Raw genomic sequence first — 22574 nt, 5'->3', positions numbered from 1 at the left:
CGCAACCACCTCCGCGGCGCGTCGGGGTGACCTCGCGGGCATACTGTTTCGCCTGTGGCGGAACGAGGTCCGCCTCCGGCGCGTCCTGGATATCGTGGAGATCGACAGCGTACGAGGAAGGACAGCCGTGGAAGAACCGATTACCGGCACGGCCGCGGGGGTGCCGTTCACGGTCTTGCCGCCATCGGCCGAGGTCAGCGGCCCCGCGCCGGTGGTCGTCGCCTGGCACATGATCGACGCGCCCCGCTCCGACGCCGCGTTCGCGGCCGCGTTGCCGCTGGCGGGGGTGCCCGCGTGGCGCGTGTATCTCGGAATGCCCTTGTGCGGCGCGAGAATGGTCGACGGCAGCATGGACGCGCTCGTGGAGCGGGCCGTCCGTGACGCGATGCTCGCCTACATCGACCCCATCGCCGCGCAGGCGGCGCTGGAGTTCCCCGCCGCCCTGGCCGAACTGCGCGAACGCTTCGGTTTCGACACGTCCCGGATGGCCGTCGTCGGCGGTTCGCTCGGTGGCGCCGTGGCGCTGACGATCCTGACCACGCGGGAGATCCCGGTCCGCGCGGCGGCCCTGATCAACCCCGCCGTGCGGGCGCGTTCGGTGATCGGCGTGGTGGAAGGCATGCTGGAGCAGCCTTATCCGTGGAACGACGAGGCGGATCAGGCGGCGGACCGCCTCGACTTCGTCGCACGATCGGGTGAAATTTCGGCCAGGGACACCCAGGTTCCGTTGCTGGTGGTCAGCGGCGAAGAGGATTTCCCCGCTTTCCGCACGGACGCCGGCGAACTCGTCGAGGGATTGCGCGGGCAGTACGCCGAGCCGGACGACGTCCGCCTGACCGGAGTGCCCGGTCTCGCGCACCCGCTGGCCGAAGAACCGGGAATCGAACCCGCGCCGCAGCTGCCGATCGCGAAGGTGGTCGACGACGCGGTCACCGAATGGCTGGTGCGCCACCTGGGCTAGCAACCAGCGGGCGGCGCCGACCGGGCGGGGCCGAATTCCAGCCGGAGTTTGTCGGTCTTGGGGATCACGAACGCGACACCGCTGTTCGCCCGCCAGTCCGACGGCACGAACACGTACTGGCCACCGGACTGAAGCAGTAGTTTCAGCCCGGTGTACCGGTATTTGTAGGCGGCGTCGGGATCCGCGCATTTCACCTGGAGGACACCGCCGGAGGTGAGGTTGAGGCTTTCGGCGCTGTAGAGCGTCGCGGCGGGGCGTGCGGGGAGCTGCGCCGCGACCTCGAATCCGCGCCGGACGCCGATGGCGGCCGAGTAGTCGCTGACGGCCCAGAACAGCCCGATGCTGACCAGCGCGTACCCGAGGACGAGTTCCAGCAGGCTCGATCGCAGCGCCGAAGCCCAGTGCCGCCAAGCGAACAGCAGCATCAGCACGCCGAGTGCGAAGCCGAGTCCCGGCAGGCCCGGGCGGTCGCGGAACGGCTCCGGGTTCAGCGTGACGAACACGGTCGCGCAGACCAGCAGGGCACCGAGTCCGGCCGCGACCGGGGCGCAGATCCGGAGCAGCCGGGCCCACGCACGCTCGGTCAGCCGCAACCGCAGGATCCGGACGGCGATCACGAAACCGAGCACGGCCCCCGCGGCACCCGCCAGCGGCAGGTACAACCCGTCGACGCCGCGCGCGAAGATCTCGTCCGGGGTCTGGGCGAGAAGCGTGTAGTGCACGCGGAAGTACGCGAAAAGCACCTGCGTCTCGACGAGTCCGAAGAAGTACAGCAGCGCGGTGAGCAGCGTGGTGTTGGCCAGTACCGCACCGACCAGCTTGAGGGCCTGTGGCGGCCCGGGGTCGGGCTCGGCGGCCGTGGGCGCCGGCCGCCGCAGGCCGCGCCGCGCGGTCATCCCGACGTGGTCTCGGTGGGTTGCTCGCTGGTGGACGCCGGGCTTTCCGAGGTCGTGGTCTCCTCGGTGACCTCGGGCGGGCACGCCTTGGCCTTGATCGTCACCGTCCCGCCGGGTTTGACCGGGGACTGGGTGATGCTCGCGGTGCACTCGCCCTCACCGACGACGACGACCTTCACGCCGCACAGGTTCGGGCCGCAGGCCTTCCTGATGTCGCCCTGGATGTCCGACTGGGCGATCGCGGGTGCGGCGCCGAGGCGGGTGTGGTCGTAGATGATCGGGCTGCCGGGCACTCCCGGCGGCTTCGAATCCTCGGTGTGACCGCCGCCCCCGCCGGACGACGCGGACGACGTCGAGCCCGCCGACGCGGTCGGGGCGATCTCCGTCGTCACGCCGCCAGTGGTCTGGTCTGCCGGAGCGGTGTCGCGGGGAGCGGAAGCTCCGCCGCAACCCGCCGCGAACCCGAGGGCGGCGATCGCCATCGCCGCGCTGAACAGCCGTTTCATGGACCTCACCGTCCTTGGAAGACGTCCTTCTGGGTAAGGACGCGGAATGACGGCTCCCTGATACGTCCCGGATTGGTCCGTTCGGGGGTATTTCGCTGAATCCGCCCTTTCGGGCAATTCCGGGTGGACCAGTGCGCGACAACTTCGCCGCCCGGCCTTCCGACACGCCCGAAAATATGTTAAGAAACTTTACTAACTAACAGGGAGGCGCGTTTTGAGTTCACCCCCGCAGCCGGGGCTCGAGCGGAAGATCGGGCCGCTGCAGGCGACCGCCATCAACATGACCCAGATGTGCGGGATCGGCCCGTTCGTCACCATCCCCGCGATGGTGGCGACCCTGGGCGGCCCGCAGGCCATGTTCGGCTGGCTCATCGGCGCGGTCATCGCGCTGGCCGACGGCCTGATCTGGGCCGAACTCGGCGCGGCCCTCCCCGGCGCCGGCGGCACCTACGTCTACCTTCGCGAGGCCTTCGGCGTCCGTACCGGCAGGCTCATGCCGTTCCTGTTCGCCTGGAGCGCGGTCCTGTTCATCCCGCTGATCATGTCCACCGGCATCATCGGCCTCGTCCAGTACCTCGGGTACCTGATCCCGGGGGTGGCGGACGAGGCGGGGACCACCGGGCTCGGCAAGGTCATCGGGCTCGGCGTCATCGTGCTCGTCGTGCTGGCGCTGTTCCGGCGGATCGGCGAGATCGGGAAGCTGACCACCGTCCTGTTCGCGATCATGCTGTTCGCCGCGCTTTCGGTGATCGTCGCGGCCTTCACGCATTTCGACGGCGCGCAAGCGTTCGCGTTCACGCCGGGCGCGTTCTCGTTCGGCGGCGGCGCGTTCTGGGCCGGGCTCGGCGCGGGCCTGATCATCGCGATCTACGACTACCTCGGCTACAACACCAGCGCGTACCTCGGCGGCGAGGTACGGGACCCGGGCCGGACGCTGCCGCGGTCGATCATCTTCTCGATCCTCGGCATCATGAGCCTGTACTTCCTGCTGCAGCTCGGGGTGCTGGGCTCGATCCCGCTGGAGGAACTGAAGAGCGCCACGTCGGTCGCCTCCACCGTGCTGGAACAGGCGTGGGGCACGGGCGCGGCCAAGATCATCACCGTGTTCATCGTGATCGCCGCGATCGGCTCGGTGTTCGCCGGCCTGCTCGGTGGCTCGCGGGTCCCGTTCGAGGCCGCGCGCGACAAGGTGTTCCTGCCGGTGTTCGCCAAACTGCACCCGAAACTGAACCTGCCGACCGCCGGTGTGCTGACGATGGGCCTCATCACCGCGATCGGGTCGCTGTTCACGCTGACCGCGGTGATCAACGCGGCGGTGACGGTGCTGGTGATCGTCCAGTCGCTCGCGCAGGTCGCGGCGATCGTGGTGCTGCGGCGACGGCGTCCGGAACTGGACCGGCCGTACCGGCAGTGGCTCTACCCGATCCCGACGATCATCGCGTTGCTCGGCTGGGTCTACATCTACTTCTCGGCCACCTGGCTCTCGATCGGGCTTTCGGTGGGATGGATCGCGCTCGGGGTGGCGGCGTTCCTCGCCTACGCGAAGGCGGAGCGCGTCTGGCCGTTCGGGCCCAAGGGTGTTCAGGAATCGTTCGCGGGGGCGGCAGAGGGGAACGGGAAGTGACGGGGGAAGAACTGATCCTGGGGATCGACTTCGGCGGGACGAAGGTCGCGATCGGGCTGGCGGACAGAACCGGGAACCTGCTGGTCACCCGGCGGCTCGACACCGACGCGCAGGCGGGCGCCGAACAGGTGGTGAGCCGCGCGCTCGCCGCCTCGCGGAAACTGCTCGCGGACGAAGGCGCCGCCGACGAGCTCGTCGCGATCGGCGTCGTCAGCCCCGGCATCGTGCTGGAGGACCGCATCCTGCTGGCCCCCAACGTGCCGGGCTGGGAGGAACTGCGGTTGCGGGACCTCGTCGCCGACGAGTTCGGCGGCGTCCCGATCTCCGTGGGCACCGACGCCAAGGCGGCGGCGCTCGCGGAATGGCGGTGGGGGGCGCTGGCGGACACCGATCCGGCGGTGTTCCTGTCACTGGGGACCGGGATCGCGGCGGCGGTCCTGGTCGGCGGCCGGCTGCTGGCCGGCGCCAACGGAGCTGCGGGCGAGATCGGCTACAACCTCCGCTCGCCGCAGGACACCGACGGGTTCGCCAGCGGAGCGGCGCCGCTGGAGGAGGTCGTCGGTGGGCGTGGGCTGGGCGGCCGGGCGAGTGAATCGCTCGGCCGCCCGGTAACCGCGGGCGAGCTGTTCGGCCTCGCCAGGGAGAACGCGCAGGCCAAGGAACTGGTCCGCGCGGCGCTCGACGAACTGTCGATGCACGTCGCGAACCTCGCCATCGCGCTCGATCCTCAGCGCATCGCCGTCGGCGGGGGACTGGTGCGTTCGGCCGACGTCCTGCTGCCCGCGCTGCGCGAACGGCTGGCGCAGGCGGTGCCGTTCCCGCCGGAGCTGGTGTCGGCCAAGTTCGACCAGGACGCGTCCCTGCTGGGCGCGATCGCGATCGCGCTGGACGCGTAGCGAGATCACCGACCGAAGCCGCCGGGCTTTCGCTAGATCCGATCTAGCGAAAGCCCGGCGGCTTTCTCGCGCCCAGGGGGTGAGGCGAGAGGAGGTCGGTCATGAACTGCAGTCCGCTGCGGGTCGCGGTGATCATCGGCAGTACCCGGGAAGGACGGGTGGGGGATGCCGTCGCCAAATGGTTCACCGGTCGCGCGGAAGACCGGGACGACCTCGTTCTCGACGTCCTCGACCTGATCGACTTCGGCCTGCCCGCCGGGCTGCCGGAGCAGGCGACCCCGGAGATGAAGCGGTTCATCGCGCGGATCGACGACGCGGAGGCGTTCGTCGTCGTCACCCCGGAGTACAACCGCAGCTTCCCGGCGTCGCTCAAGCAGGCGATCGACTGCGCTTACGACGAGTGGCGCGCGAAGCCGGTGGGCTTCGTTTCGTACGGCTACCGCTCGCAGGGCCTTTACGCGGTGGAGCAGCTTCGCTCGATCTTCACCGAGCTGCACACCGTGACCATGCGGGACACGGTCGCCTTCAACCTCCTCGACGGCACCTTCGCCCGCGATGGCACCCCCATCGACGACGACGGGCAAGGGCAGGCCGTGACCACCTTGCTCGACGAGCTCGTCTGGTGGGGCCTCGCCCTGCGCGAAGCACGCACCGCCCGTCCCTACGTCTGCTGAAAGCTTCTGAAAGGAACAAGGAAAATGAGTGAACTGGCCATCGAAGCCTCGGGGCTGGTCAAGGTGTTCGGAGAGAACCGGGCGGTCGACGGGATCGACCTGAAGGTCCCCGCGGGCACCGTGTACGGCGTCCTCGGGCCCAACGGCGCCGGCAAGACCACCGCGGTGAAGATGCTCGCGACCCTGCTCCGCCCCAACGGCGGCGAGGCTCGCATCTTCGGCAAGGACGTCGTCCGCGAGGCGGACGCTGTCCGGTCCATGGTGAGCCTGACCGGGCAGTACGCCTCGGTCGACGAGGATCTGACCGGGACCGAGAACCTGGTGCTGATCGGCAGGCTGACCGGGCACCGCAAACCGGCGGCTCGTGCCCGCGCGGAGGAGCTGCTGGCGGCGTTCGGCCTGTCCGAGGCGGCGGGGCGTCAGGTGAAGAACTACTCCGGCGGGATGCGACGGCGGATCGACATCGCCGCGAGCATCCTCAACACCCCGGACGTGCTCTTCCTCGACGAGCCGACGACCGGGCTCGATCCCCGCAGCCGCAACCAGGTCTGGGACATCGTGCGCGCGATCGTGCAGCACGGCACCACCGTCCTGCTGACCACGCAGTACCTCGACGAGGCCGATCAGCTGGCCTCCCGGATCGCGGTCATCGACCACGGCAAGGTCATCGCCGAAGGCACCAAGGGCCAGCTGAAGGCATCGGTCGGCGCGGGCGCGGTCCACGTCCGGCTGCGCGAAGCCGATCAGCGCCCGGAGGCCGAAGCGCTGCTCGTCCGCATCCTGGAGGCGCAGGTCCAGCTCGAATCGGACCCGCTCGCGCTGACGGCCCGCCTCTCGGGTGACAGCACCGAACAGGGCGCCGCCGAACACGCCGCCCGCGCACTGGCCGAACTCGCCCGCGCGGGGATCGTCGTCGACACCTTCTCCCTCGGCCAGCCGAGCCTCGACGAGGTCTTCCTGGCCCTCACCGACCGCACCGCCACGCCTGAGGAGAGTGCAGCTTGAGCACGACAGCAGTCAAAGAAAACGAACCCGTTCTCGCGGCACCGAAGGCGGAGGATCTCGCCGCCGTCCTGATCGCGAAGAACCGCCCGCAGCGCCCCACCGCGCTGTCGGCTTCGGTCACCTTCGGGTGGCGTGCGATGTTGAAGATCAAGCACGTGCCGGAGCAGCTGTTCGACGTCACCGCGTTCCCGATCATGATGACGCTGATGTTCACGTATCTGTTCGGCGGCGCGCTGTCCGGCTCGCCGACGGAGTACCTGCAGTTCGTGCTGCCGGGCATCATGGCGAGCAGCATCCTGATGATCACCATGTACACCGGCATCTCGGTGAACACCGACATCGAGAAGGGCGTGTTCGACCGGTTCCGCACGCTGCCGATCTGGCGGCCCGCGGCGATGGTCGGATACCTCCTCGGCGACATGCTGCGCTACCTCATCGCGTCGGTGGTGATCCTCGGCGTCGGGCTGATCATGGGCTTCCGTCCCGGCGGCGGGGTCGGCGGCGTGGCCGCCGCGATCCTCCTGCTGCTGGCGTTCTCGTTCGCGTTCTCGTGGATCTGGACGATGTTCGGCCTGCTGCTGCGCAGTGAGAAGTCGGTGATGGGGGTCAGCATGATGGTGCTGTTCCCGCTGACCTTCCTCAGCAACATCTACGTCAACCCGGAGACGATGCCGGGCTGGCTGCAGGCCTTCGTCAACGTCAACCCGGTGACCCACGTGGTCGCGGCGGTCCGCTCGATGATGGAAGGCAACTGGGACGGCGGCGAGATCACCTGGGTGCTGATCGCGGGCGGGGTCATCCTCGCGATCTTCGGAACGCTGACGATGCGCCTCTACAACCGGAAATAAGCTGGGGGTGCTAGGCGCCGTCCGGTAAGTCTGGTCGCGGTCTTCGCGCCCAGGCGGCCCCTGACGGCACGGGCGGATGCGGCCGAGTACGACCCGGTACGAGGCCGATCCGCCCGCACCGTCAGGAACCACCTGGATCACGAAGCCCATCGACCAGACTTACCGGACAGCGCCTGGGTCCCCTGGCGGCTCACAACCGCCAGGGGACCTTGCCGTCCGGTGCGTAGCGGCAAGAAGACCCCGTGGTGACCGACGCGCGCAGGTGCGCGGCCAGTGCCGGATGCTGTTCGTCGAGTTTGCGCAGGGTGTCCCGGATCCGGGCGGTCACCGTCTTGCGGGCGCGCTCGGCCTCGTCGCCGAGCCGCCGGGTGCGGCCACCGAGGCCCGCGGCGGACCGCAGTTCCGCCAGCAGCGCGTCCCGCTCGCGGTCCCAAGCGGCGGCGCGGGCGTCTTGCCCCAGTCCCGTCGCGGTGTCGATCAGGTCGTCGAGTTCGTCCAGCCGGGCGCGATACCGGGCCTTCGCCTCGTCATCCAGGACGGCGTCCCCGCCGAGGCTCTTGGCGGCGACGACCACCTCGCCGCCCTCGGGATCGAGCAGCCGGACGGCCGCCACTTCCGAACCGGGCCTGCCGAGCAGGAAATGCAGGTCCCGCAAGCCTTTCGAATCCGGAAGATGTGCGGTGACGCCGTCGAAGTGCAAGGTCCACACGGCTTCGTCGCGACGGAACTCGGCGAGCGGGGCGGCCGGGACCCGCGTGCGATCCCGCAGTTCGGCGACCCTGGCCACGACCTGCCGCATGCCGATCGCGGTGGCCTCTCTGTCCACTTCGGACAGCAGGGTGGCCGCGGTGATCGCGTCCCCTTCGTGACTGCGGCCGAGCAAGGCCATCGCCAGCCAGGACTTGGCCTCGATCGCCCAGGCCGTGGTCCTCAGCCGGTCCGCGGAGAGCGTGGCGTCGCGCAGCCTGGCCACCGCGTCGGCCCAGCGTTCCTGCGCCAGGTCCAGCCTGCCGAGCCAGAGGTCGACCGGGCCGGAGATTTCGCAGCCGTACAGGGAAACCAGCCACTCCCCGCTGTAGGGCTCGAGAAGCACGCGCGCCGCTTCACACCGTTCGGGGTCGCGAGAGACCGCCGCCGTTTGCGCCTGGCAGCGCAACCACAGCGCTTCCAGATCGCGGGGGTACGGTTTCGTGTCGGCGGCGAGATCGGTGAGCCGCACGGCTTCCGCGGCGTCACCCCGGTGGGCGGCGGTGATCGCCTCCAGCAGCCGGCCGTAGGCGTACCCGTTGTCGTGGATCTCGCGGTGCAATCCGACGAGATCGTCGAAGCGGCCCTCGAGACACCATCGCGTCCACCGCTGCAACTGGTTCAGATCGCCGAAATGGGGATGCTCGTCTCCTTCGTGACAGGAGATCACCTGCTGGATCAACGCCTCGGCTTCGGCGAACCGGCCTTGGAGCGTGGCGATGATGCTCTGGTCGATCCGGGAGGCCAACTGCGAACTCGGCGCCCGGCCGGTGCTCGCCAAGGCGACGAACTCCTGGTACTGCTCGAAATACCGGGGATCGCCGCGTTCGAGCAGCGCCACCCATTTGAACGACGCCGCGTAGTGCTCCAGTTCCGGATTCGACGTCCGGCGGCCGACCACGACCAGTTCGTCGGTGAGCCGTTCCCGTTCCGCGGCGCTGCCCGGCCCCCAGATCGCGTCATGGCGGGCCCACAAACCGAACAGCAGCGCGGAATCGTCCTGATCGTCGCGGGCGGTCATCATGATGTGCGCGGTCAGATCCTGCGTCATTTCCTGGACGGTGAATTCCTGACCGGGCTCGCGGACGCAGAGTCGCTTGTGCGCTTCGGTGAGCACCAGGATGGTCTCGTCGACCCGCAGTCCCTTGTGATCGGCGCGGATCAGGGTCAGCGCCAGCCTGGCGAGGAGATCGTCGTCGTCGAGTTCGTGGATGAGCGTGGAGACCTCGTCGAGAACATGCCTGCCCTCGTCGGTTTCGTGGTGACGGGTCAGATGCGCGCCCAGTTCGAGTGCGATGACCGCCTGTCGCCGTCGATCCTCGGCGACCTCCATCGCCCGCCGGTAGTGCGTGGCCGCCTCCTCGGCCGCCATCCGGCCGGTGGCGTCGATCGCCGCGGCCAGCAACAGTTCGACGGCCAGGTTCGGATCGAGCTCCCGGCCGGCGAGCAGCGCGTGCCGGGCCAGGTCCGCGGGAAAGATCCGGTCCGGTGACCTCGGCATCTCGCGGACCGCCGCGACGACCGCGGCGTGCTGATTCCGGCGCTCCGCTTCGGGCAGGTTCGCGTACAGCGTCTCGCGGACGAGGTCGTGGGCGAACGCGAACCGGCCCTGCCCCTGCACCACGGCCAGCCGCGCCGCGACGGCCTGGTCGAGCAGCCGGTCCACCTGGGGAACGGGTGCGGACGCCACCCCGGCGAGCAGCTTGCGGTGGAACTCCCTGCCGAGTACGGACGCGGTGGTCAGCAGATCGAGAACCGGCCGGGGGAGCAGGGAAAGCCGTCTCTGCAGGGCGTCGGCGACGCCGGGCGCGATCGTCTCGGCGGAGCCGCCGCTGTGCCACAGCCGCGCCGTCTGCTCGACGAAGAACGGGTTGCCTCCGGTGCGGCGATGGACCTCGGAGACCAGCGCGTCGTCCGGTTCCGTGCCCGCCGTCCTGGCCATGAGCGCGCTGACCTCGTCCGGTTCGAGACCGGTGAGCGTCACCGAAGTGGCCTTCGCGAGCAACGGCAGCATCAGCGAGCGGAGCGGGTGATCGGTCGTCTCGACCTCGACGTCCCGGTACGTGCCGATCAGCAACAGACGTTCGAACCAGGTGTGCTGCGCGGCGAACTCGAGCAGCCGCAGCGACGCCGGGTCGGCCCAGTGCAGATCGTCGAGCACCACCACGACCGGGCGTTCCTGGGACGCGGCCACCAGCGCGCTCGTCACCGCGTCGTAGAGGCGGAAGCCGTCGGCCGCGCCGTCGCCGCGGGCCTCGCCGAGCAGGACGTCCAGTTCACTGTCCGCCATCGCGGCCCAGCGGCCCGGCTCGACCGAACGCCGCAGCCCGCGGACCACCTGCGTCCACGGCCAGTAGCCCGGCGCGCTGGCCGAGTCCCAGCACGACCCGTTGAGCACCAGGGCGCCGAGTCGCTTCGCCTCTTCTGCGGCGCCGGTGACGAGCGTGGTCTTCCCGATCCCGGCCTCGCCGGTGACCAGCACCAGGCCGCCATGGCTTTCGGCGGCACGGGCTGTCTCCGCGCGGAGTACACCCGCGGGATGGTCGCGTCCGATGAGCGAGGCTGGCATGTCCGAATCCTCCCAGTAAGGTCCGACAATTTCACGACGCCGGCCGCTTGTCAGGCGTTACTCCATGTTCGTCGTGACCGACGGTGACCGAGGTCTCCCACCCGCTGGGAACCGTGCCCGGCCCGAATCCGACCTTCTGGACGTGACGAATCGAGTGGGACGACGGGTGAACGGCCGTCGAAATTCCTGCCCCGACGGCCGGAGGCGACCTGTTGTGCCAGGTCAGGTGGTCGGCGGCTGGAGTAGGGTGCGAAGTATGGGGAGCATTCGCTCGCGCGTGCTGGCATGGATCGGCCGTCGCTACCTCGCGCGCCAGCAGAAGAACGGTTTCGACCTGTCCAAGATGTCGATCATCCCGGACAACCTCCTGACGCCGCTGAAACGCGACGGTCTCGACCCGGTCGCCGAGCTGGGCCGGACCCGCGCGGAGGAGCCGATCAGCAGGCTGGACCTGCCGTTCGGGATGAGTGGCTGGCTGGTCACCGGCTACGACGAGGCGAAGGCCGTCCTCGGCAAGGTGACCGAGTTCAGCAGCGACTTCACGAACCTGGTCGGCAGCGCGGGGGTGACCGAGGACCAGAACCCCGGCGGGCTCGGGTTCGCCGATCCGCCGGTGCACACCAGGCTGCGGCGGCTGCTCACGCCGGAGTTCACCATGCGGCGGCTTTCGCGGTTGACGCCGCGGATCGACGAGATCGTCGCCGACCAGCTCGACGCGATGGAGAAGGCGGACGGCCCTGTCGACCTGTGGGAGGCCTTCGCGCTGCCGATCCCGTCGCTGACGATCTGCGAGCTGCTGGGCGTCCCGTACGAGGATCGCGACGAGTTCCAGCGGCTGAGCACCGCGCGGTTCGACCTCTTCGGCGGGGCGGGCGCGTCACTCGGCGCGATGACCGAGTCACTGTCCTATCTGGACGACATCATCAAGAAGCAGCGCGAGAACCCGGGCGACGGCTTGCTCGGCATGCTCATCAAGGAGCACGGCGACGAGATCGACGACCGCGAACTCGCGGGCCTCGCCGACGGTGTGCTCACCGGCGGGCTGGAGACCACGGCGAGCATGCTCGCGCTCGGCGCGCTCGTGTTGCTGAAGGACCGATCGCTTTTCGAGACCGTGCGCGGTGACGACGAGGCCGTCCACAAGTTCGTCGAGGAACTGCTGCGGTACCTGACCGTCGTGCAGATGGCCTTCCCGCGGTTCGCCAAGGAGGACATGGAGATCGCGGGCGTCCGGATCGCGAAGGGCGACATCGTGCTGGTCTCGCTCAGCGTCGCGAACCGTGACGGTGTCCTCGGCGAGGACATGGAGAAGTTCGACGCGACCCGCGAGCCGACGTCACACCTCGCCTTCGGCTGGGGCATCCACCGGTGCATCGGCGCCGAACTGGCCAGGATGGAACTGCGCACCGCGTATCCCGCACTGGTCCGCCGGTTCCCGGAGATGCGGCTGGCGATAGACCCGGACGAGGTGGGCTTCCGGAAGGTCTCGATCGTCTACGGCGTCGACGCGCTGCCCGTGCTGCTGGATTGAGTCTCAGGCGACCCCTCTCGGGCGGAACTGGACGCTGATCCTCGGCCCGACCGGTTTGGCGGTCTTGGGGACGGCGTGTTCCCAGGTCCGCTGGCAACTGCCGCCCATGACGATCAGATCGCCGTGGCCGAGGGCGTGCCGGACGGTCTCGCCCCCGCCACGCGGGCGCAGCGCCAGCTGCCGGGCCGCGCCGACCGAGACGATCGCGATCATGGTGTCTTCGGTGCGGGAGCGGCCGGTGTCGTCGCCGTGCCAGGCGACGCTGTCACGCCCGTCCCGGTAGAAGCACAGACCGGAGGTCACGAACGGCTCGCCGAGCTCGTCCGCGTAGTGCGCCGAGAGCGTCTCTCTCGCTTCGGTGAGGATCGGGTGGGGGAGCGGCACGCCCTCGCCGTAGTGGCTCAGCAGCCGGGGAACGGCGACGACACGGTCGTACATCTGCCGTCGTTCGGCGTGCCACGGCACGTCTTCGGCGAGCCGGGTGAACAGTTCGTCCGCGCCGGTGAGCCAGCCCGGCAGCACGTCGATCCAGGCACCCCGGGTCAGTTCGGTGCGCCGGAGACCGTCGAGCGAGCCGAGTCCGAGGGCGGCGCACTCGTCGAAGAGCGAGGCTTGAAGCGCGGGGGTCATGGCAACCGAACCTACCCCGGCTTCCGGTCTTTGTCGAACGCCTGTTCGATCGACGTGAGGGCCCTCACGTCGATCGTCGACCGGCTAGGAAAGCTGCTCGTTGTAGTCAGGCAGCTTGAAGCCCTTTTCGTAGTTGCCGCCGGTGAAGTCGCCGGGGCGGTTCCCGACGTTGGCGATGATGGTGTACCCGGCGGCGGCGTACTCCTTGCGGCAGCGCTGTTTCGTGTCGGTCGCGTGGGACTCCGAGCTCTTGCGCACGCAGACGCGGTCCACCGGGTATCCGGCGTCGGTGAGCGCCTCCTTCGCGCCGCTCGCGCTGGAGCGGTAGCTGGCCACCAGTACCGAGACACCCTTTTCCTTGGCGTGCTTGATGAAAGCGAGCACGTCCGCGGTCGGTTCGCCGGGGTTGTAGTAGGTCTCGAGCGCGGTGTTGTCGATGTCGGTGACGACGGCCAGTTTCGAGCCGCCCTTGGCGATCCGCTCGTCGAGGTACGCCGTGCCGCCCTGCATCGCCGTGTGCACGTCGGACAGCCAGGTCCGGTAGCTCGGTACCGCGCTCGCGGAAGCGCTCGGAGCCGCGATGCCGAACGCCGCGCCGGTGAGGGCGGCGACAGCCAGGACGCGGGTGGTTCTGCTGTTCACTGTGGACCTTCTTTCGTCGCGGTTTTCCTGTGGCACAAGAACTGTGTGTCTCGAACATAACGAGACGGCTCCTTGTGGGAAACCCTCGGTGAAAGAATCCGTAAACAGAGAAACGCTATTCCCAGGTCCAGTGGAGACCGTGGATTCCGGGTGCCGCGTTCCGCCGCGACACGTGGACGGTGCGCCTGGCGTCGGGCCGCACGGTGGTCCACCCGGTGGTCCGGTTTTCGGGCGTGCGGGCACGCCAAGTCCGGCATGAGACCGGCTCCGCTCCGGGGGCGAAGACGACTTCACCGTGGTAGTGCCCCACGGATTCCGCGATCCTGCGGTGGTGGTTCTCGGCGACGATCGGCTGCGGATACTCCTGGACGAAGCCGATGGCCAGCCGTTCACCGCGTCGCAAAGTCCTGTCCAGCACCAATTCCGTCAGCGAGAAGCCCTCTTCGTCGAGTGTGAGCACCGTACCGGGACGGCAACCGCTGCCCTCGACCACCAGAGGCGGCGCAACGCCCGGCATGCTTCTGGCCGCGAAGATCATCGTGCGCGTCCGATCCTGTCTGGCCTCGACGAGCTCCCGCACCACGAGGCGGCCGGTGCAGCGGTCCGGCCGCACATGGAACGTCTCGTGCAATTCGATCTTGCGGACCGGCTTCATCAGGCTGTCCCTGAATTCTTCGAGCAAGGGCGGCAGAAAGGCCGGATGTCCCCACGCCCGATGCCGTCGATGGAGCGGTACCGCGGATCGCACACCGCGACCTCGTGGTCGCCGGGAACCGACCAGCCGGCGCAAGGAGCCCGTTGGCAACGCGAGCACTTCTTCCAGGATTTCCACCGCTCGAAGCGATTCCTCGCGTTCCGGCACGCTCCGGCCGCTCTGCCAATGGCTCAGGGTCATCGCGCTCACCGAGGCGTCTCGGGCGCGGAGGCGGTAGTTCAGCTGCCGGAGGCTGAGGCCTCGTGCCTGCGCCGCCATCGACAACGCGCGGCAGAACGGCCCGGTCCGCAGAGCCTCGGCGAATTCGTCGTTCTCGGTCATGGCTCACCTCGCCGCGACAGTTTGCAACGAGGGTTCACGGCACGCCACCGTCTTTCGCCGGTTGACAGCCGGGTGAATACGCTAAGCTCCGGCCTCCGATCACGAACGGGGGAGTCCCATGCTTGAGCGGGTCGCGGACGGCGTGCTGGTCCACCAGAGCGAACTGCTCCGGAACAACACCATTGTCGTGCAGGGCGAGGATGGCGTGTTGCTCGTCGATGCCGGGATAACCGGCGGGGAAATGGTCTGTCTCACGAATGATCTTCGTGAGTTGGGCCAGCCCGTCGTGGCGGGTTTCTCGACGCATCCCGATTGGGATCACGTGCTCTGGCATGCCGAACTCGGCGATGTGCCTCGTTACGGCACGGCCCGCTGCGCCGCCGACATGCGCGATCTGCGGTCGGACGCGGACTGGAAGGCTCGCGCGGCCGAGGGATTACCGCCGGAAATCGCCGGGGAGACGCCGCTGGACCTGTTCGGTCTCATCACCGGTCTGCCCGCCGGAACCGCGCGAATTCCTTGGAACGGAACGGAAATCCGGATCATCGAGCATCCGGCGCATTCCCCGGGCCACGCGGCGTTGCTGATCGTGGAACGAGGGGTGCTCGCCGCCGGCGACATGCTCTCCGATGTCTTCGTCCCGATGCTCGACAACTTCAAGAGCACCAATGACCCGGTCGAGGAGTATCTCGTCGGGCTGCGGCTGCTCGAAGAAGTAGCGGACGACGTGGCCGTCGTGGTTCCCGGCCACGGATCCGTCGGCAGGGGTGACCAGGTACGCGCGCGGATCGAGCAGGACCGGGCGTACGTGCGCGCCCTGCGTGACGCCCGGACGCCCGATGACCCGCGTATCGGCTCCTCGGCCGAGCCCGGCTGGGAGTGGGTGAGCGACATCCATGAAGGGCAGGCCCGGAGCGTCGCGGCGCGAGAGGACCCGGCCGGGAAAAATTGACCTGCGCCCGCCGGGAAGGCGGGGCACGATGGTCTCCATGATCGACACAGTCACGTCCGAGGATGGAACGCCGATCGCGCTCGAACGGCGCGGGGCGGGTCCGCCGGTCGTCGTCGTGGCAGGCGCGGCCAACGATCGTCACGGCGACGAGCCACTGGTCGCGGAGCTGACGGCCGAGTACTCCGTGGTGACCTACGACCGGCGGGGCCGGGGCGACAGCGGGAACAACGAACCGTACGCGGTCGAGCGCGAGATCGAAGACCTCGCCGCGGTGGTCGCTTCGCTCGGTGAGCCGGTGATCGTGCACGGCATCTCGTCCGGCGGCGCGCTGGCCTTCCTCGCCGCCGCGGCGGGAGTGCCGATGGCACGGCTTTCGGTCTTCGAACCGCCTTATCGTGGCGAAGCGGAAGAAGTCCCCGAGGGGTACGCCGACGAGATGCGCGACCTGGTCGCGGCGGACCGCTGGGACGACGCCGTCGCGCTTTTCATGACCTCCGCGGTCGGCTCGCCCGCGGAGGCCGTCGCCGAGGCCAAGGCGACACCGATGTGGGCCGAGCTCCGGTCGTTCGCGCCGACTCTGGTCCACGACGCCCGGGTGATGGGCGATTCGAAGGTGCCGGGCGGGCTGGAGTCGATCACGGCGCCGGTCCTCGTGGTGAACAGCAACGGCAGCACGGACTGGCTGAAGGCCGCCGCTCTCGCCGTCACGAAAGCGATTCCCGGAGCGAGGCAAGTGGAGCTGGACGGCGAGTTCCACAGTGTCCCGCCGGAGCGGCTCGTCCCGGAACTCAGCGCGTTCTACCGCGATCCTCGGTGAGCCGCAGGTAGGCCGCGCCGCGAGGGGAGATCCGGTAGCCGACTTCGAGGCTGAGCGTCAGGCCGAGGTCCTTGAGTTTGCGGATGTCGACCTTCAGTGCCTCCTTCTCACGGCCGAGAAGGTCGGCGAGCTCCTGGGCCCGGCGCCCGGGGTTGTCGTTGATGAGCCGCAGGGTTTCGCGGGTCCATGAGCGGCGCCTGTCCATCTTGGCCAGTCGTTTGCCGATGGCCTCGGTGTCCTTTTCGGACAGTTCGGTCTCCGCGCTGAGCGCGCGCCGCGGATCGGGGCCGAGATAGCGCAGGCGGATGCGGTAGACCGGGGCGTCCGCGGGGCCGCGCAGAGTCCCGCGGACCGCGTTCGCCGAGTCCGCCCCGGAGCGGCGGGCGTCGGCGTCGGTGATGGTGGCCGGATCGACGATCTCGACCGAGTCGACCTCGATCACCCCGGCCTCCAGGCGCATGACGTCACCGGGGTGGACGTTCTGTTTCGGCCAGCGCCGGAACGCCAGGTCGATCGTCCCGGCCGCGAGTCCTTCGAGGACCGTCATGGAGAGGATCACCGTCGTTACCCAATCAGCGGGACGGCGGAGCGTCAACATCTTGTCCGATGACGGTTCGTGCTCGTACAGTCGCAGCCTGGTCCTGGTCTGGACCACCGCCGCCCTGAGTGTGCAGGAGGCAGGATGCGGAGACGACTTCGGACCGCAGGGGTGGTCGCGGCGGCCGCTCTCGGCCTGGTGGCGTCGGCGATGCCGGCGAACGCCCAGGTCGGAACCGGGCCGTGGACGGCGGAGAACCCCTCGTTCAACGTCCAGGAACGCGGCTGCGGCAACGTCGACGGGCTCAACTTCGAACTGACCTGTTCGACCGGGAGCGGTGACCAGCGGGCCGAACGGCGCTACGTGACCTACACCGGCGGGACCCGGCAGTTCGAGGGCTCGTTCCGGATCACCAGCATGGCGGGCACCCGGATCAGCCTGAAACAGACCTTCCGTGACGCGCCGACCGCCGGTCCGTACTTCATGCTCGCGGTCGAACGCGGCGGGCGGCTCTACGCGGTCCACGGCGGGGAGACGCTGGGCAGCGGGGCGACCGTCGGGACGTCGGTGCGGGTCAACACCGTGCACCAGGTCGGGAGCACGCACAAGGTGTACATCAACGGCTCGCTGAAGCAGACAGTGAGCAGCAGCGGCGGCAGCTACTACGACAAGTTCGGCGCCTATCGGACGGCCAGTGGCGCCGGTCCGGTGAAAGTGACCTGGAGTGGGATCAAGTTCTGGCGGAAGTGAGCGGGGCCGCTGTCCGGTGAGGCTTCGTCGTCCGGCGGGGCTTCGGTCGGGTTGGTCGTGAGTGGCGTTTCGGGTTCTAACCCGAAACGCCACTCACGACCACCTGTACCGACGCGTTCCGGCACCTCACGGACCGCGGCGCCACCCGTCGAGATCCGTCCACGCTTCGAGGGTCTGCCCGCTCTCGAACCGGCGGCGTTCGCGGGTGATCGGATCGGTGAACTCGAGGACCTTCGCCAGCAGTTGCAAGGGTTCGGTGAAGTCGTCGAGCGGGGTTTCGGTCAGGTCCGGGTAGAAGTCGTCGCCGAGAATCGGCAATCCGAGCCCGCTCATGTGGAGCCTGAGCTGGTGGGTGCGGCCGGTCGCGGGGAGCAGGCGGTAGCGGCCGAGGCCGTCGCGGTGCTCGATGAGTTCGACGCGGGTTTCGGCGTTGGGCGGCCCGTCGACTTCCTGCGCCGCGATGACCCCGCGTTCCTTGACGATGCGACTGCTGATCTCGCGCGGCATCGAGACCGACGGATCGTAGCGGGCGATCGCCTCGTATTCCTTGTGTACCAAGCGATCCCGGAACATCGTCTGATACCTGCCGCGGACTTCGGGAGTGATCACGAACAGGACGAGTCCCGCGGTGACCCGGTCGAGCCGGTGCGCGGGGATGAGCATCGGGAGGTCGAGTTCGCGGCGGAGGCGGACCAGCGCGGTCTGCAGAATGTGCCGCCCGCGGGGGATCGTCGCGAGGAAATGCGGCTTGTCGGCGACCAGGAAATGCTCGTCGCGGTGCACGACGGAGACCTCGAACGGGACTTCGACCTCGTCGGGCAGATCGCGATGAAACCAGATGAACGAGTCCGGCACGAACGGCGAATCGACGTCGAGCGGCCCGTCCAGTCCGACGATGCGCTCCTCGCGGAGCATCTCCTCGATCCGCTCGGGCGAGACCCGGGGGAGCCGCTCGACGAGGTGTTCCCGCAACGTCGTCCACGGCCCCTCGGCGGGCATCTTGAGCCTCGCGGGGTCGAGCCCGTGACGGGGCGGGAGCGGCGGGCGGAGCTTGCGTCTCATCACCGCTCAGCCTAGTCGTGACCAGGTCAGGGGATCGTCGCGCGTTGCGAAAGCCACTTTCGCAACCTTGAGCGTTGCGAAAGTGGCTTTCGCAACATCCTGGGAGTTGTCCACAGTGGGGCTGGTGTGGCGAGTTGTCCACAGGTCGGCGGACGGGGGTGGTGCGCGATCGGTTGCGTGCCGACGATCATGGCGTGAAAACCGGAGACTGGGCCCGTGATCCCGAGGGGCTCTATCAACACAGTCGTGGTGGCGTGATCACCGTCGCCCGGCTCGGGGAACTCGGTGTCCCATCCATGACCGCTTATCGCCGATGCCGTCCGGGAAAGCCGTGGCAACGACTGCTGCCGGGCATCGTGCTTCTGCACTCCGGAACGCCGACGCGGCGGCAGCTGGTCGATGCCGCACTCTTGTACGCGGGGCCGGACGCTGTGGTGACGGGAGCGGCTTCCTGCCGACGACAAGGGCTGCGGGCCTTGCCGGGCCATCCTTTCCGTGTCCATGTGCTTGTTCCGAACTCGCACAAGGTGGGCGCTTCCGGGTACGTGATCGTCGAGCGGACGTTCCGGATGCCGCAACCGATCGTCGAGGCGGGAGTGCCGCTGGCGCCTTTGGTCCGGTCGGTTCTCGACGAATGCCGTCGGCTTGGCTCACGACAGGAGGTTTCGGCTCTGCTGGCCGAGGCGGTACAGCGCGGCCTGAGCCTTCCGGAACTGTTCGCCGAACTCGACGCCGGGAGCAGTCGGGGCACGGCGATCCCCCGCGAAGCGTTGCATCGGATCGCCGACGGGGCTCGGTCGGCGGCAGAGGTCGATGCCATGAAGGTATGGCGAATGAGCGGTTTGCCGGAGCCGCAGTGGAATCACGAGCTACGGGAGGAGAACGGCGAATACATCGCGACCCCCGATGGCTACTTCGTGGCGGTGGGACTGGCCTGGGAGATCGATTCGTACGACTTCCATTTCGGCAAGCAGCAGTACGCCGCGACGGTGGCTAGAAACGCCAGGTACGCGGCCGCCGGAATCGCGGTTCTCCAAACCCTGCCCAGTCGACTGCGAACGGAACCGAAACGTGTTGCCGCCGAACTCGTCGCGGCCCATCGGGCAGCCATCGCCCGAAGCAGGGCAGCCTGACCCGCCGTCGCGCGTTGCGAAAGCCACTTTCGCAACCTTGAGCGTTGCGAAAGTGGCTTTCGCAACGCCCGGGCGAGCGGGGTCAGGCGTTCGGCGAGCGATAGCGCGCGAGATACCGCTCGGTGATGTCCGCCTCCGCGACCGCGATGGCCTCGGCGCGGGTCCGGCGGCCGGTGCCCGGCGGGAAGCCGTTCTTGGCGAGCCGGTGCTCGATGCTCTCCTCCATGTAGGCCATCGAGTAGAAGTACGCCACGAGCGCCGCCATCAGCACGATCGCCAGCCGCAGGGGGAGCGGGCCGGGCAGGAGCAGCCACACCGCGCACAGCGGGGCGATCATCACCGTGCTGCGGGCGACGTGCCGCCAGCGCCAGCTTCCGGTGGTCGCGTCGTGGAGGATCCAGTCGTGGTAACGCTCGGGCAGCCTGCCGCCGAGTGAGTACCACAGCCAGCGGAACACATCCGGGCGCTTGCGGGGCATCGGACGACTCCCTTCCTTCGATGTTCGCCACAGTACACTAACGGTTAGTACGCTAATCATTAGTGTTGTGCACGCCACGGCTAGGATCGGCGGCATGAACTCGGAAGGGCCGGAGATGAAGTCGATCGATCTGGGCGAGGACCCGCTCGCGCTGGAACGTCAGGTGTGTTTCGCGCTGTCGGTCGCGTCGCGCAGCGTCATCGCCATCTACCGTCCGCTGCTGGAGCCGCACGGGCTCACCCATCCGCAGTACCTCGTCATGCTGGCGCTGTGGGAGCGGGGACCACAGGCGGTGAAGGACCTCAGTGTCGCTCTGCGCGCCGAGCCCGCGACGCTGTCACCGCTGCTCAAGCGGCTGGAGGCGATCGGTTACGTCACTCGCCGGCGTAGTGCCGAGGACGAGCGGCTGCTGACGGTCGAGCTGACGGAATCGGGTCGCGCGTTACGCGCGGAGGCCGAGAAGATCCCGTACCGCGTAGTGGAGAAGCTGGGCATGGAGGTCTCCGAGCTGGAGGCGCTGCACAAAGCACTGACTCGCGTCATCGAGGCCACGGCTTGAGCGAACCGAAACCGGGGTGTGACGAAATGAGGGTGTGAAGCCGCGCCCGGGTGGGTAATTCCCGTCACGCCAACTCAAGATGACAGGAAGCTGAGGGACCGTGACCACCTCGACCCCCGCCCCCACGGAAGCAGGTCTGGATCTCATGACCAGGCTGAACGCCTATCTGGAGGACGTGGCATCGGCGCTGGGGATACGGATGGATTCGTGCACGGCCGACCTCACCGGCCCGGTCACCGCCCGGATGAGGCTGAACTGGCGCCTTCCGGGTTTCCCCGAACGCGACGTCGATCTGCTGTGGCACGAGGAGCACGGCTGGTCGGCCGCGGTCGCGACGCACGCGGGCGACGAGCACCACGTCGTCGTCGCCTATCTCGGCGGACGGTCGGCCGCGTCGCCGCCGCGGCTGGTCGCGCGGTTCGCCGAGACCCTGCGCACCGGCGACCACCAGGACTGCTGGCCCGGTCCGCCGACGCTGCGCACCGCCGGCGGACCGTCCGCACTGGCCAAGGAGCTCTCCGCCTGGGCCTGATCACCCGGGCGGGGCGAGGACCACGTCGAGCGCGATCGCGATCTCCCGGCCGATCAGGAACCTCGGCGCGCGGAGACCGATCGCCTGCTGGTCGAAGACGCCCCGGGCACGCACCCGCCAGGTGCCGTCGCCGTTGTCTTCCGGCCCGGTCGCGGTCAGCGTGAGCGAGCATGACTCGCCGCGCGCGCCGAGAGTGCCTTCGATCGACCACTCGCCGGGGCCGCCTTCGATCCGGTCCGCCGCGAAAGTCAGCACAGGATGTGCGTCGAGCGCGAGCAGACCGGGTTTGCGCAGGTCGGCGTCGCGTTTGGCGTGCCCGGTGTCGATCCGGTCGAGGTTCAGCGCCGCTTCCACCGCGGTGACACCGCTCGCGGAGACCTTCACCGAGCCCAAACTGACCGGGATCGAGCCGTGGACCTCGCGGAATCCGAAGTTCCGGACGGTGAACGCGGCCGAGGTCCGCTCGGCGAGCACGGTCCAGGTGCCGGTGCGCGAGGACGTCCCGGCGGTCATCGCGGCTCACCCACCAGGCCGTGTGCGGGCAGGGACGTGTGGAGCACGCGGTGGACGTCGACCCGGTCCGGGCCGGGGAGCAGCGCGGGATCCTCACCGGGCAGCAGCTCCGTGCTCATGACCGCCTTCTGGACGGCTTCCAAAGCCTCGATCGAGTCGGTGAAGCCGAGCACGAGGCTGGAACGGTCTTCGGCGGTCAGGACGTAGAACCCGCCGACCCCGTCGAGCTTCCGGACGGCGGGCCAGATCCGTTCACGTCCGCCGAAGTCGGCGGCGTCGGCCTCGGCCCGGGTGAGCGGGCGGTCGAACCAGGTCGCCTGCGCGATCCGGGGTTCGGCCGCGCCGCTTTCGACGTCGGAGACCTCGTACACGCGAGCATCGGACGTGCCGGGAGTGCGGCGGTCGGCGGCGGCGAGCGCGGACCCGCGGTCGCGCCACAGCGCGACGACGAGCCCGGTCGTCCCGCCGACCTGGGCGAGGGTGCAGGTGCCCGGCGAACCGGTGCCGGGGTGCAGCTCGGCGGCGAGGGCGTGGCCCCAGCCGTCGGACTCGTCGGCGTGCGAACGCCGGAACTGGTGGACGGTGGCGTACATGGGCTTTCCTTTCCCGTCGGACACCCCGACTCTGCGCCGGCGGAGGCCCCCGGACATCAGTGCCAGTACGCAGGGCGATACG

24 protein-coding genes are annotated in these 22574 nt (G+C 68.9%); 13 read left to right on the top strand and 11 right to left on the bottom strand.

Features of this window, described 5'->3' with window-relative positions:
* The first annotated feature begins 94 nt into the window (after window positions 1-94).
* The gene (locus tag ACLJRM_RS06215) at window positions 95-961 is read left to right on the top strand and encodes an alpha/beta hydrolase family protein (RefSeq protein ID WP_369862444.1); all 867 of its coding nucleotides are present in this window, start codon (window positions 95-97) and stop codon (window positions 959-961) included.
* On the opposite strand, the gene ACLJRM_RS06210 is transcribed toward ACLJRM_RS06215, so the two are convergent.
* Both ACLJRM_RS06210 and ACLJRM_RS06205 read right to left on the bottom strand, forming a co-directional pair.
* A complete protein-coding gene (locus ACLJRM_RS06210) occupies window positions 958-1857 on the bottom strand; it encodes a hypothetical protein (protein WP_410662536.1) in 900 nt (299 codons plus the stop codon). The genes ACLJRM_RS06215 and ACLJRM_RS06210 overlap by 4 nt on opposite strands.
* On the bottom strand, window positions 1854-2363 hold the full coding sequence (locus ACLJRM_RS06205; RefSeq protein WP_410662535.1) for a hypothetical protein: 510 nt from the start codon (window positions 2361-2363) through the stop codon (window positions 1854-1856). The genes ACLJRM_RS06210 and ACLJRM_RS06205 overlap by 4 nt, the downstream gene beginning before the upstream one ends.
* Window positions 2364-2577: 214 nt before the next feature.
* Between ACLJRM_RS06205 and ACLJRM_RS06200 the strand changes: the two genes are divergently transcribed.
* The 5 genes from ACLJRM_RS06200 (at window position 2578) to ACLJRM_RS06180 (ending at window position 7410) form a co-directional block, all read left to right on the top strand.
* Window positions 2578-3987, top strand: coding sequence for an APC family permease (locus ACLJRM_RS06200; RefSeq protein ID WP_410604635.1), 1410 nt, complete (start codon window positions 2578-2580; stop codon window positions 3985-3987).
* Window positions 3984-4883: an ROK family protein gene (locus ACLJRM_RS06195; protein WP_410662534.1), complete on the top strand. Its 900-nt coding sequence runs from the start codon at window positions 3984-3986 to the stop codon at window positions 4881-4883. The genes ACLJRM_RS06200 and ACLJRM_RS06195 overlap by 4 nt, the downstream gene beginning before the upstream one ends.
* A gap of 101 nt (window positions 4884-4984) precedes the next feature.
* Window positions 4985-5557 (top strand): NADPH-dependent FMN reductase, encoded by a 573-nt coding sequence (locus ACLJRM_RS06190; protein WP_101606909.1) that lies wholly within the window; start codon window positions 4985-4987, stop codon window positions 5555-5557.
* 24 nt (window positions 5558-5581) lie between these two features.
* A complete protein-coding gene (locus ACLJRM_RS06185) occupies window positions 5582-6562 on the top strand; it encodes an ATP-binding cassette domain-containing protein (RefSeq protein ID WP_410662533.1) in 981 nt (326 codons plus the stop codon).
* Entirely contained in the window at window positions 6559-7410 is an 852-nt protein-coding gene (locus tag ACLJRM_RS06180) for an ABC transporter permease (RefSeq protein WP_101606911.1), read from the top strand. Before ACLJRM_RS06185 ends, ACLJRM_RS06180 begins: the two co-directional genes overlap by 4 nt.
* Window positions 7411-7600: 190 nt before the next feature.
* Here the strand turns inward: ACLJRM_RS06180 and ACLJRM_RS06175 are convergent, their stop codons facing one another.
* Window positions 7601-10726 (bottom strand): ATP-binding protein, encoded by a 3126-nt coding sequence (locus tag ACLJRM_RS06175; RefSeq protein ID WP_410662532.1) that lies wholly within the window; start codon window positions 10724-10726, stop codon window positions 7601-7603.
* Window positions 10727-10982: 256 nt separating this feature from the next.
* Between ACLJRM_RS06175 and ACLJRM_RS06170 the strand changes: the two genes are divergently transcribed.
* Window positions 10983-12257 carry a cytochrome P450 gene (locus ACLJRM_RS06170; protein ID WP_168214285.1) on the top strand — a complete coding sequence of 425 codons (1275 nt, stop codon included), beginning with the start codon at window positions 10983-10985 and terminating at the stop codon, window positions 12255-12257.
* 3 nt (window positions 12258-12260) lie between these two features.
* Here the strand turns inward: ACLJRM_RS06170 and ACLJRM_RS06165 are convergent, their stop codons facing one another.
* The 3 genes from ACLJRM_RS06165 to ACLJRM_RS06155 form a co-directional block, all read right to left on the bottom strand.
* Window positions 12261-12887, bottom strand: a complete 627-nt coding sequence (locus ACLJRM_RS06165; protein ID WP_410662531.1) for an alpha-ketoglutarate-dependent dioxygenase AlkB — start codon at window positions 12885-12887, stop codon at window positions 12261-12263.
* 84 nt (window positions 12888-12971) lie between these two features.
* Window positions 12972-13529: an HAD family acid phosphatase gene (locus ACLJRM_RS06160; protein ID WP_410662530.1), complete on the bottom strand. Its 558-nt coding sequence runs from the start codon at window positions 13527-13529 to the stop codon at window positions 12972-12974.
* 115 nt (window positions 13530-13644) lie between these two features.
* Window positions 13645-14565 carry a hypothetical protein gene (locus tag ACLJRM_RS06155; protein ID WP_410662529.1) on the bottom strand — a complete coding sequence of 307 codons (921 nt, stop codon included), beginning with the start codon at window positions 14563-14565 and terminating at the stop codon, window positions 13645-13647.
* 118 nt (window positions 14566-14683) lie between these two features.
* Between ACLJRM_RS06155 and ACLJRM_RS06150 the strand changes: the two genes are divergently transcribed.
* Window positions 14684-15517: an MBL fold metallo-hydrolase gene (locus ACLJRM_RS06150; RefSeq protein ID WP_410662528.1), complete on the top strand. Its 834-nt coding sequence runs from the start codon at window positions 14684-14686 to the stop codon at window positions 15515-15517.
* Between the two features lie 37 nt (window positions 15518-15554).
* Window positions 15555-16334 (top strand): alpha/beta fold hydrolase, encoded by a 780-nt coding sequence (locus ACLJRM_RS06145; protein WP_410662527.1) that lies wholly within the window; start codon window positions 15555-15557, stop codon window positions 16332-16334.
* On the opposite strand, the gene ACLJRM_RS06140 is transcribed toward ACLJRM_RS06145, so the two are convergent.
* Window positions 16306-16881: a hypothetical protein gene (locus ACLJRM_RS06140; protein ID WP_101606918.1), complete on the bottom strand. Its 576-nt coding sequence runs from the start codon at window positions 16879-16881 to the stop codon at window positions 16306-16308. The genes ACLJRM_RS06145 and ACLJRM_RS06140 overlap by 29 nt on opposite strands.
* A 135-nt stretch (window positions 16882-17016) precedes the next feature.
* Between ACLJRM_RS06140 and ACLJRM_RS06135 the strand changes: the two genes are divergently transcribed.
* A complete protein-coding gene (locus ACLJRM_RS06135; protein WP_101606919.1) occupies window positions 17017-17622 on the top strand; it encodes a hypothetical protein in 606 nt (201 codons plus the stop codon).
* Between the two features lie 126 nt (window positions 17623-17748).
* Here ACLJRM_RS06135 and ACLJRM_RS06130 read toward each other — a convergent pair whose 3' ends face one another.
* Window positions 17749-18684 (bottom strand): pseudouridine synthase, encoded by a 936-nt coding sequence (locus tag ACLJRM_RS06130; protein WP_410662526.1) that lies wholly within the window; start codon window positions 18682-18684, stop codon window positions 17749-17751.
* Window positions 18685-18878: 194 nt separating this feature from the next.
* On the opposite strand from ACLJRM_RS06130, the gene ACLJRM_RS06125 reads away from it, so the two are divergent.
* Window positions 18879-19817: a hypothetical protein gene (locus tag ACLJRM_RS06125; RefSeq protein WP_410662525.1), complete on the top strand. Its 939-nt coding sequence runs from the start codon at window positions 18879-18881 to the stop codon at window positions 19815-19817.
* A gap of 82 nt (window positions 19818-19899) precedes the next feature.
* Here the strand turns inward: ACLJRM_RS06125 and ACLJRM_RS06120 are convergent, their stop codons facing one another.
* On the bottom strand, window positions 19900-20295 hold the full coding sequence (locus tag ACLJRM_RS06120) for a DUF5313 domain-containing protein (RefSeq protein ID WP_101606921.1): 396 nt from the start codon (window positions 20293-20295) through the stop codon (window positions 19900-19902).
* A gap of 115 nt (window positions 20296-20410) precedes the next feature.
* Between ACLJRM_RS06120 and ACLJRM_RS06115 the strand changes: the two genes are divergently transcribed.
* Both ACLJRM_RS06115 and ACLJRM_RS06110 read left to right on the top strand, forming a co-directional pair.
* A complete protein-coding gene (locus tag ACLJRM_RS06115) occupies window positions 20411-20854 on the top strand; it encodes a MarR family winged helix-turn-helix transcriptional regulator (protein ID WP_101613097.1) in 444 nt (147 codons plus the stop codon).
* Between the two features lie 100 nt (window positions 20855-20954).
* The gene (locus ACLJRM_RS06110; RefSeq protein WP_101606922.1) at window positions 20955-21386 is read left to right on the top strand and encodes a DUF6292 family protein; all 432 of its coding nucleotides are present in this window, start codon (window positions 20955-20957) and stop codon (window positions 21384-21386) included.
* Here ACLJRM_RS06110 and ACLJRM_RS06105 read toward each other — a convergent pair whose 3' ends face one another.
* Window positions 21387-21899: a YceI family protein gene (locus tag ACLJRM_RS06105; protein WP_410662524.1), complete on the bottom strand. Its 513-nt coding sequence runs from the start codon at window positions 21897-21899 to the stop codon at window positions 21387-21389.
* Window positions 21896-22492 carry a hypothetical protein gene (locus ACLJRM_RS06100; RefSeq protein ID WP_410662523.1) on the bottom strand — a complete coding sequence of 199 codons (597 nt, stop codon included), beginning with the start codon at window positions 22490-22492 and terminating at the stop codon, window positions 21896-21898. Before ACLJRM_RS06100 ends, ACLJRM_RS06105 begins: the two co-directional genes overlap by 4 nt.
* Window positions 22493-22574 lie beyond the last annotated feature (82 nt).

Source organism: Amycolatopsis sp. lyj-84 (genome assembly GCF_046549075.1).
Taxonomy (GTDB): Bacteria; Actinomycetota; Actinomycetes; order Mycobacteriales; family Pseudonocardiaceae; genus Amycolatopsis.
The sequence above is the reverse complement of the archived record's forward strand: the minus strand, read 5'-3'. Positions and strand labels throughout refer to the sequence as shown.

Coding starts and splice junctions, on each gene's coding strand:
- ACLJRM_RS06115 (WP_101613097.1), top strand. CDS start 20,411: ATGAAGTCGATCGATCTGGGCGAGGACCCGCTCGCGCTGGAACGTCAG.
- ACLJRM_RS06210 (WP_410662536.1), bottom strand. CDS start 1,857: ATGACCGCGCGGCGCGGCCTGCGGCGGCCGGCGCCCACGGCCGCCGAG.
- ACLJRM_RS06140 (WP_101606918.1), bottom strand. CDS start 16,881: ATGACGGTCCTCGAAGGACTCGCGGCCGGGACGATCGACCTGGCGTTC.
- ACLJRM_RS06150 (WP_410662528.1), top strand. CDS start 14,684: ATGCTTGAGCGGGTCGCGGACGGCGTGCTGGTCCACCAGAGCGAACTG.
- ACLJRM_RS06190 (WP_101606909.1), top strand. CDS start 4,985: ATGAACTGCAGTCCGCTGCGGGTCGCGGTGATCATCGGCAGTACCCGG.
- ACLJRM_RS06120 (WP_101606921.1), bottom strand. CDS start 20,295: ATGCCCCGCAAGCGCCCGGATGTGTTCCGCTGGCTGTGGTACTCACTC.
- ACLJRM_RS06135 (WP_101606919.1), top strand. CDS start 17,017: ATGCGGAGACGACTTCGGACCGCAGGGGTGGTCGCGGCGGCCGCTCTC.
- ACLJRM_RS06170 (WP_168214285.1), top strand. CDS start 10,983: ATGGGGAGCATTCGCTCGCGCGTGCTGGCATGGATCGGCCGTCGCTAC.
- ACLJRM_RS06175 (WP_410662532.1), bottom strand. CDS start 10,726: ATGCCAGCCTCGCTCATCGGACGCGACCATCCCGCGGGTGTACTCCGC.
- ACLJRM_RS06185 (WP_410662533.1), top strand. CDS start 5,582: ATGAGTGAACTGGCCATCGAAGCCTCGGGGCTGGTCAAGGTGTTCGGA.
- ACLJRM_RS06130 (WP_410662526.1), bottom strand. CDS start 18,684: ATGAGACGCAAGCTCCGCCCGCCGCTCCCGCCCCGTCACGGGCTCGAC.
- ACLJRM_RS06100 (WP_410662523.1), bottom strand. CDS start 22,492: ATGTACGCCACCGTCCACCAGTTCCGGCGTTCGCACGCCGACGAGTCC.
- ACLJRM_RS06105 (WP_410662524.1), bottom strand. CDS start 21,899: ATGACCGCCGGGACGTCCTCGCGCACCGGCACCTGGACCGTGCTCGCC.
- ACLJRM_RS06205 (WP_410662535.1), bottom strand. CDS start 2,363: ATGAAACGGCTGTTCAGCGCGGCGATGGCGATCGCCGCCCTCGGGTTC.
- ACLJRM_RS06145 (WP_410662527.1), top strand. CDS start 15,555: ATGATCGACACAGTCACGTCCGAGGATGGAACGCCGATCGCGCTCGAA.
- ACLJRM_RS06155 (WP_410662529.1), bottom strand. CDS start 14,565: ATGACCGAGAACGACGAATTCGCCGAGGCTCTGCGGACCGGGCCGTTC.
- ACLJRM_RS06165 (WP_410662531.1), bottom strand. CDS start 12,887: ATGACCCCCGCGCTTCAAGCCTCGCTCTTCGACGAGTGCGCCGCCCTC.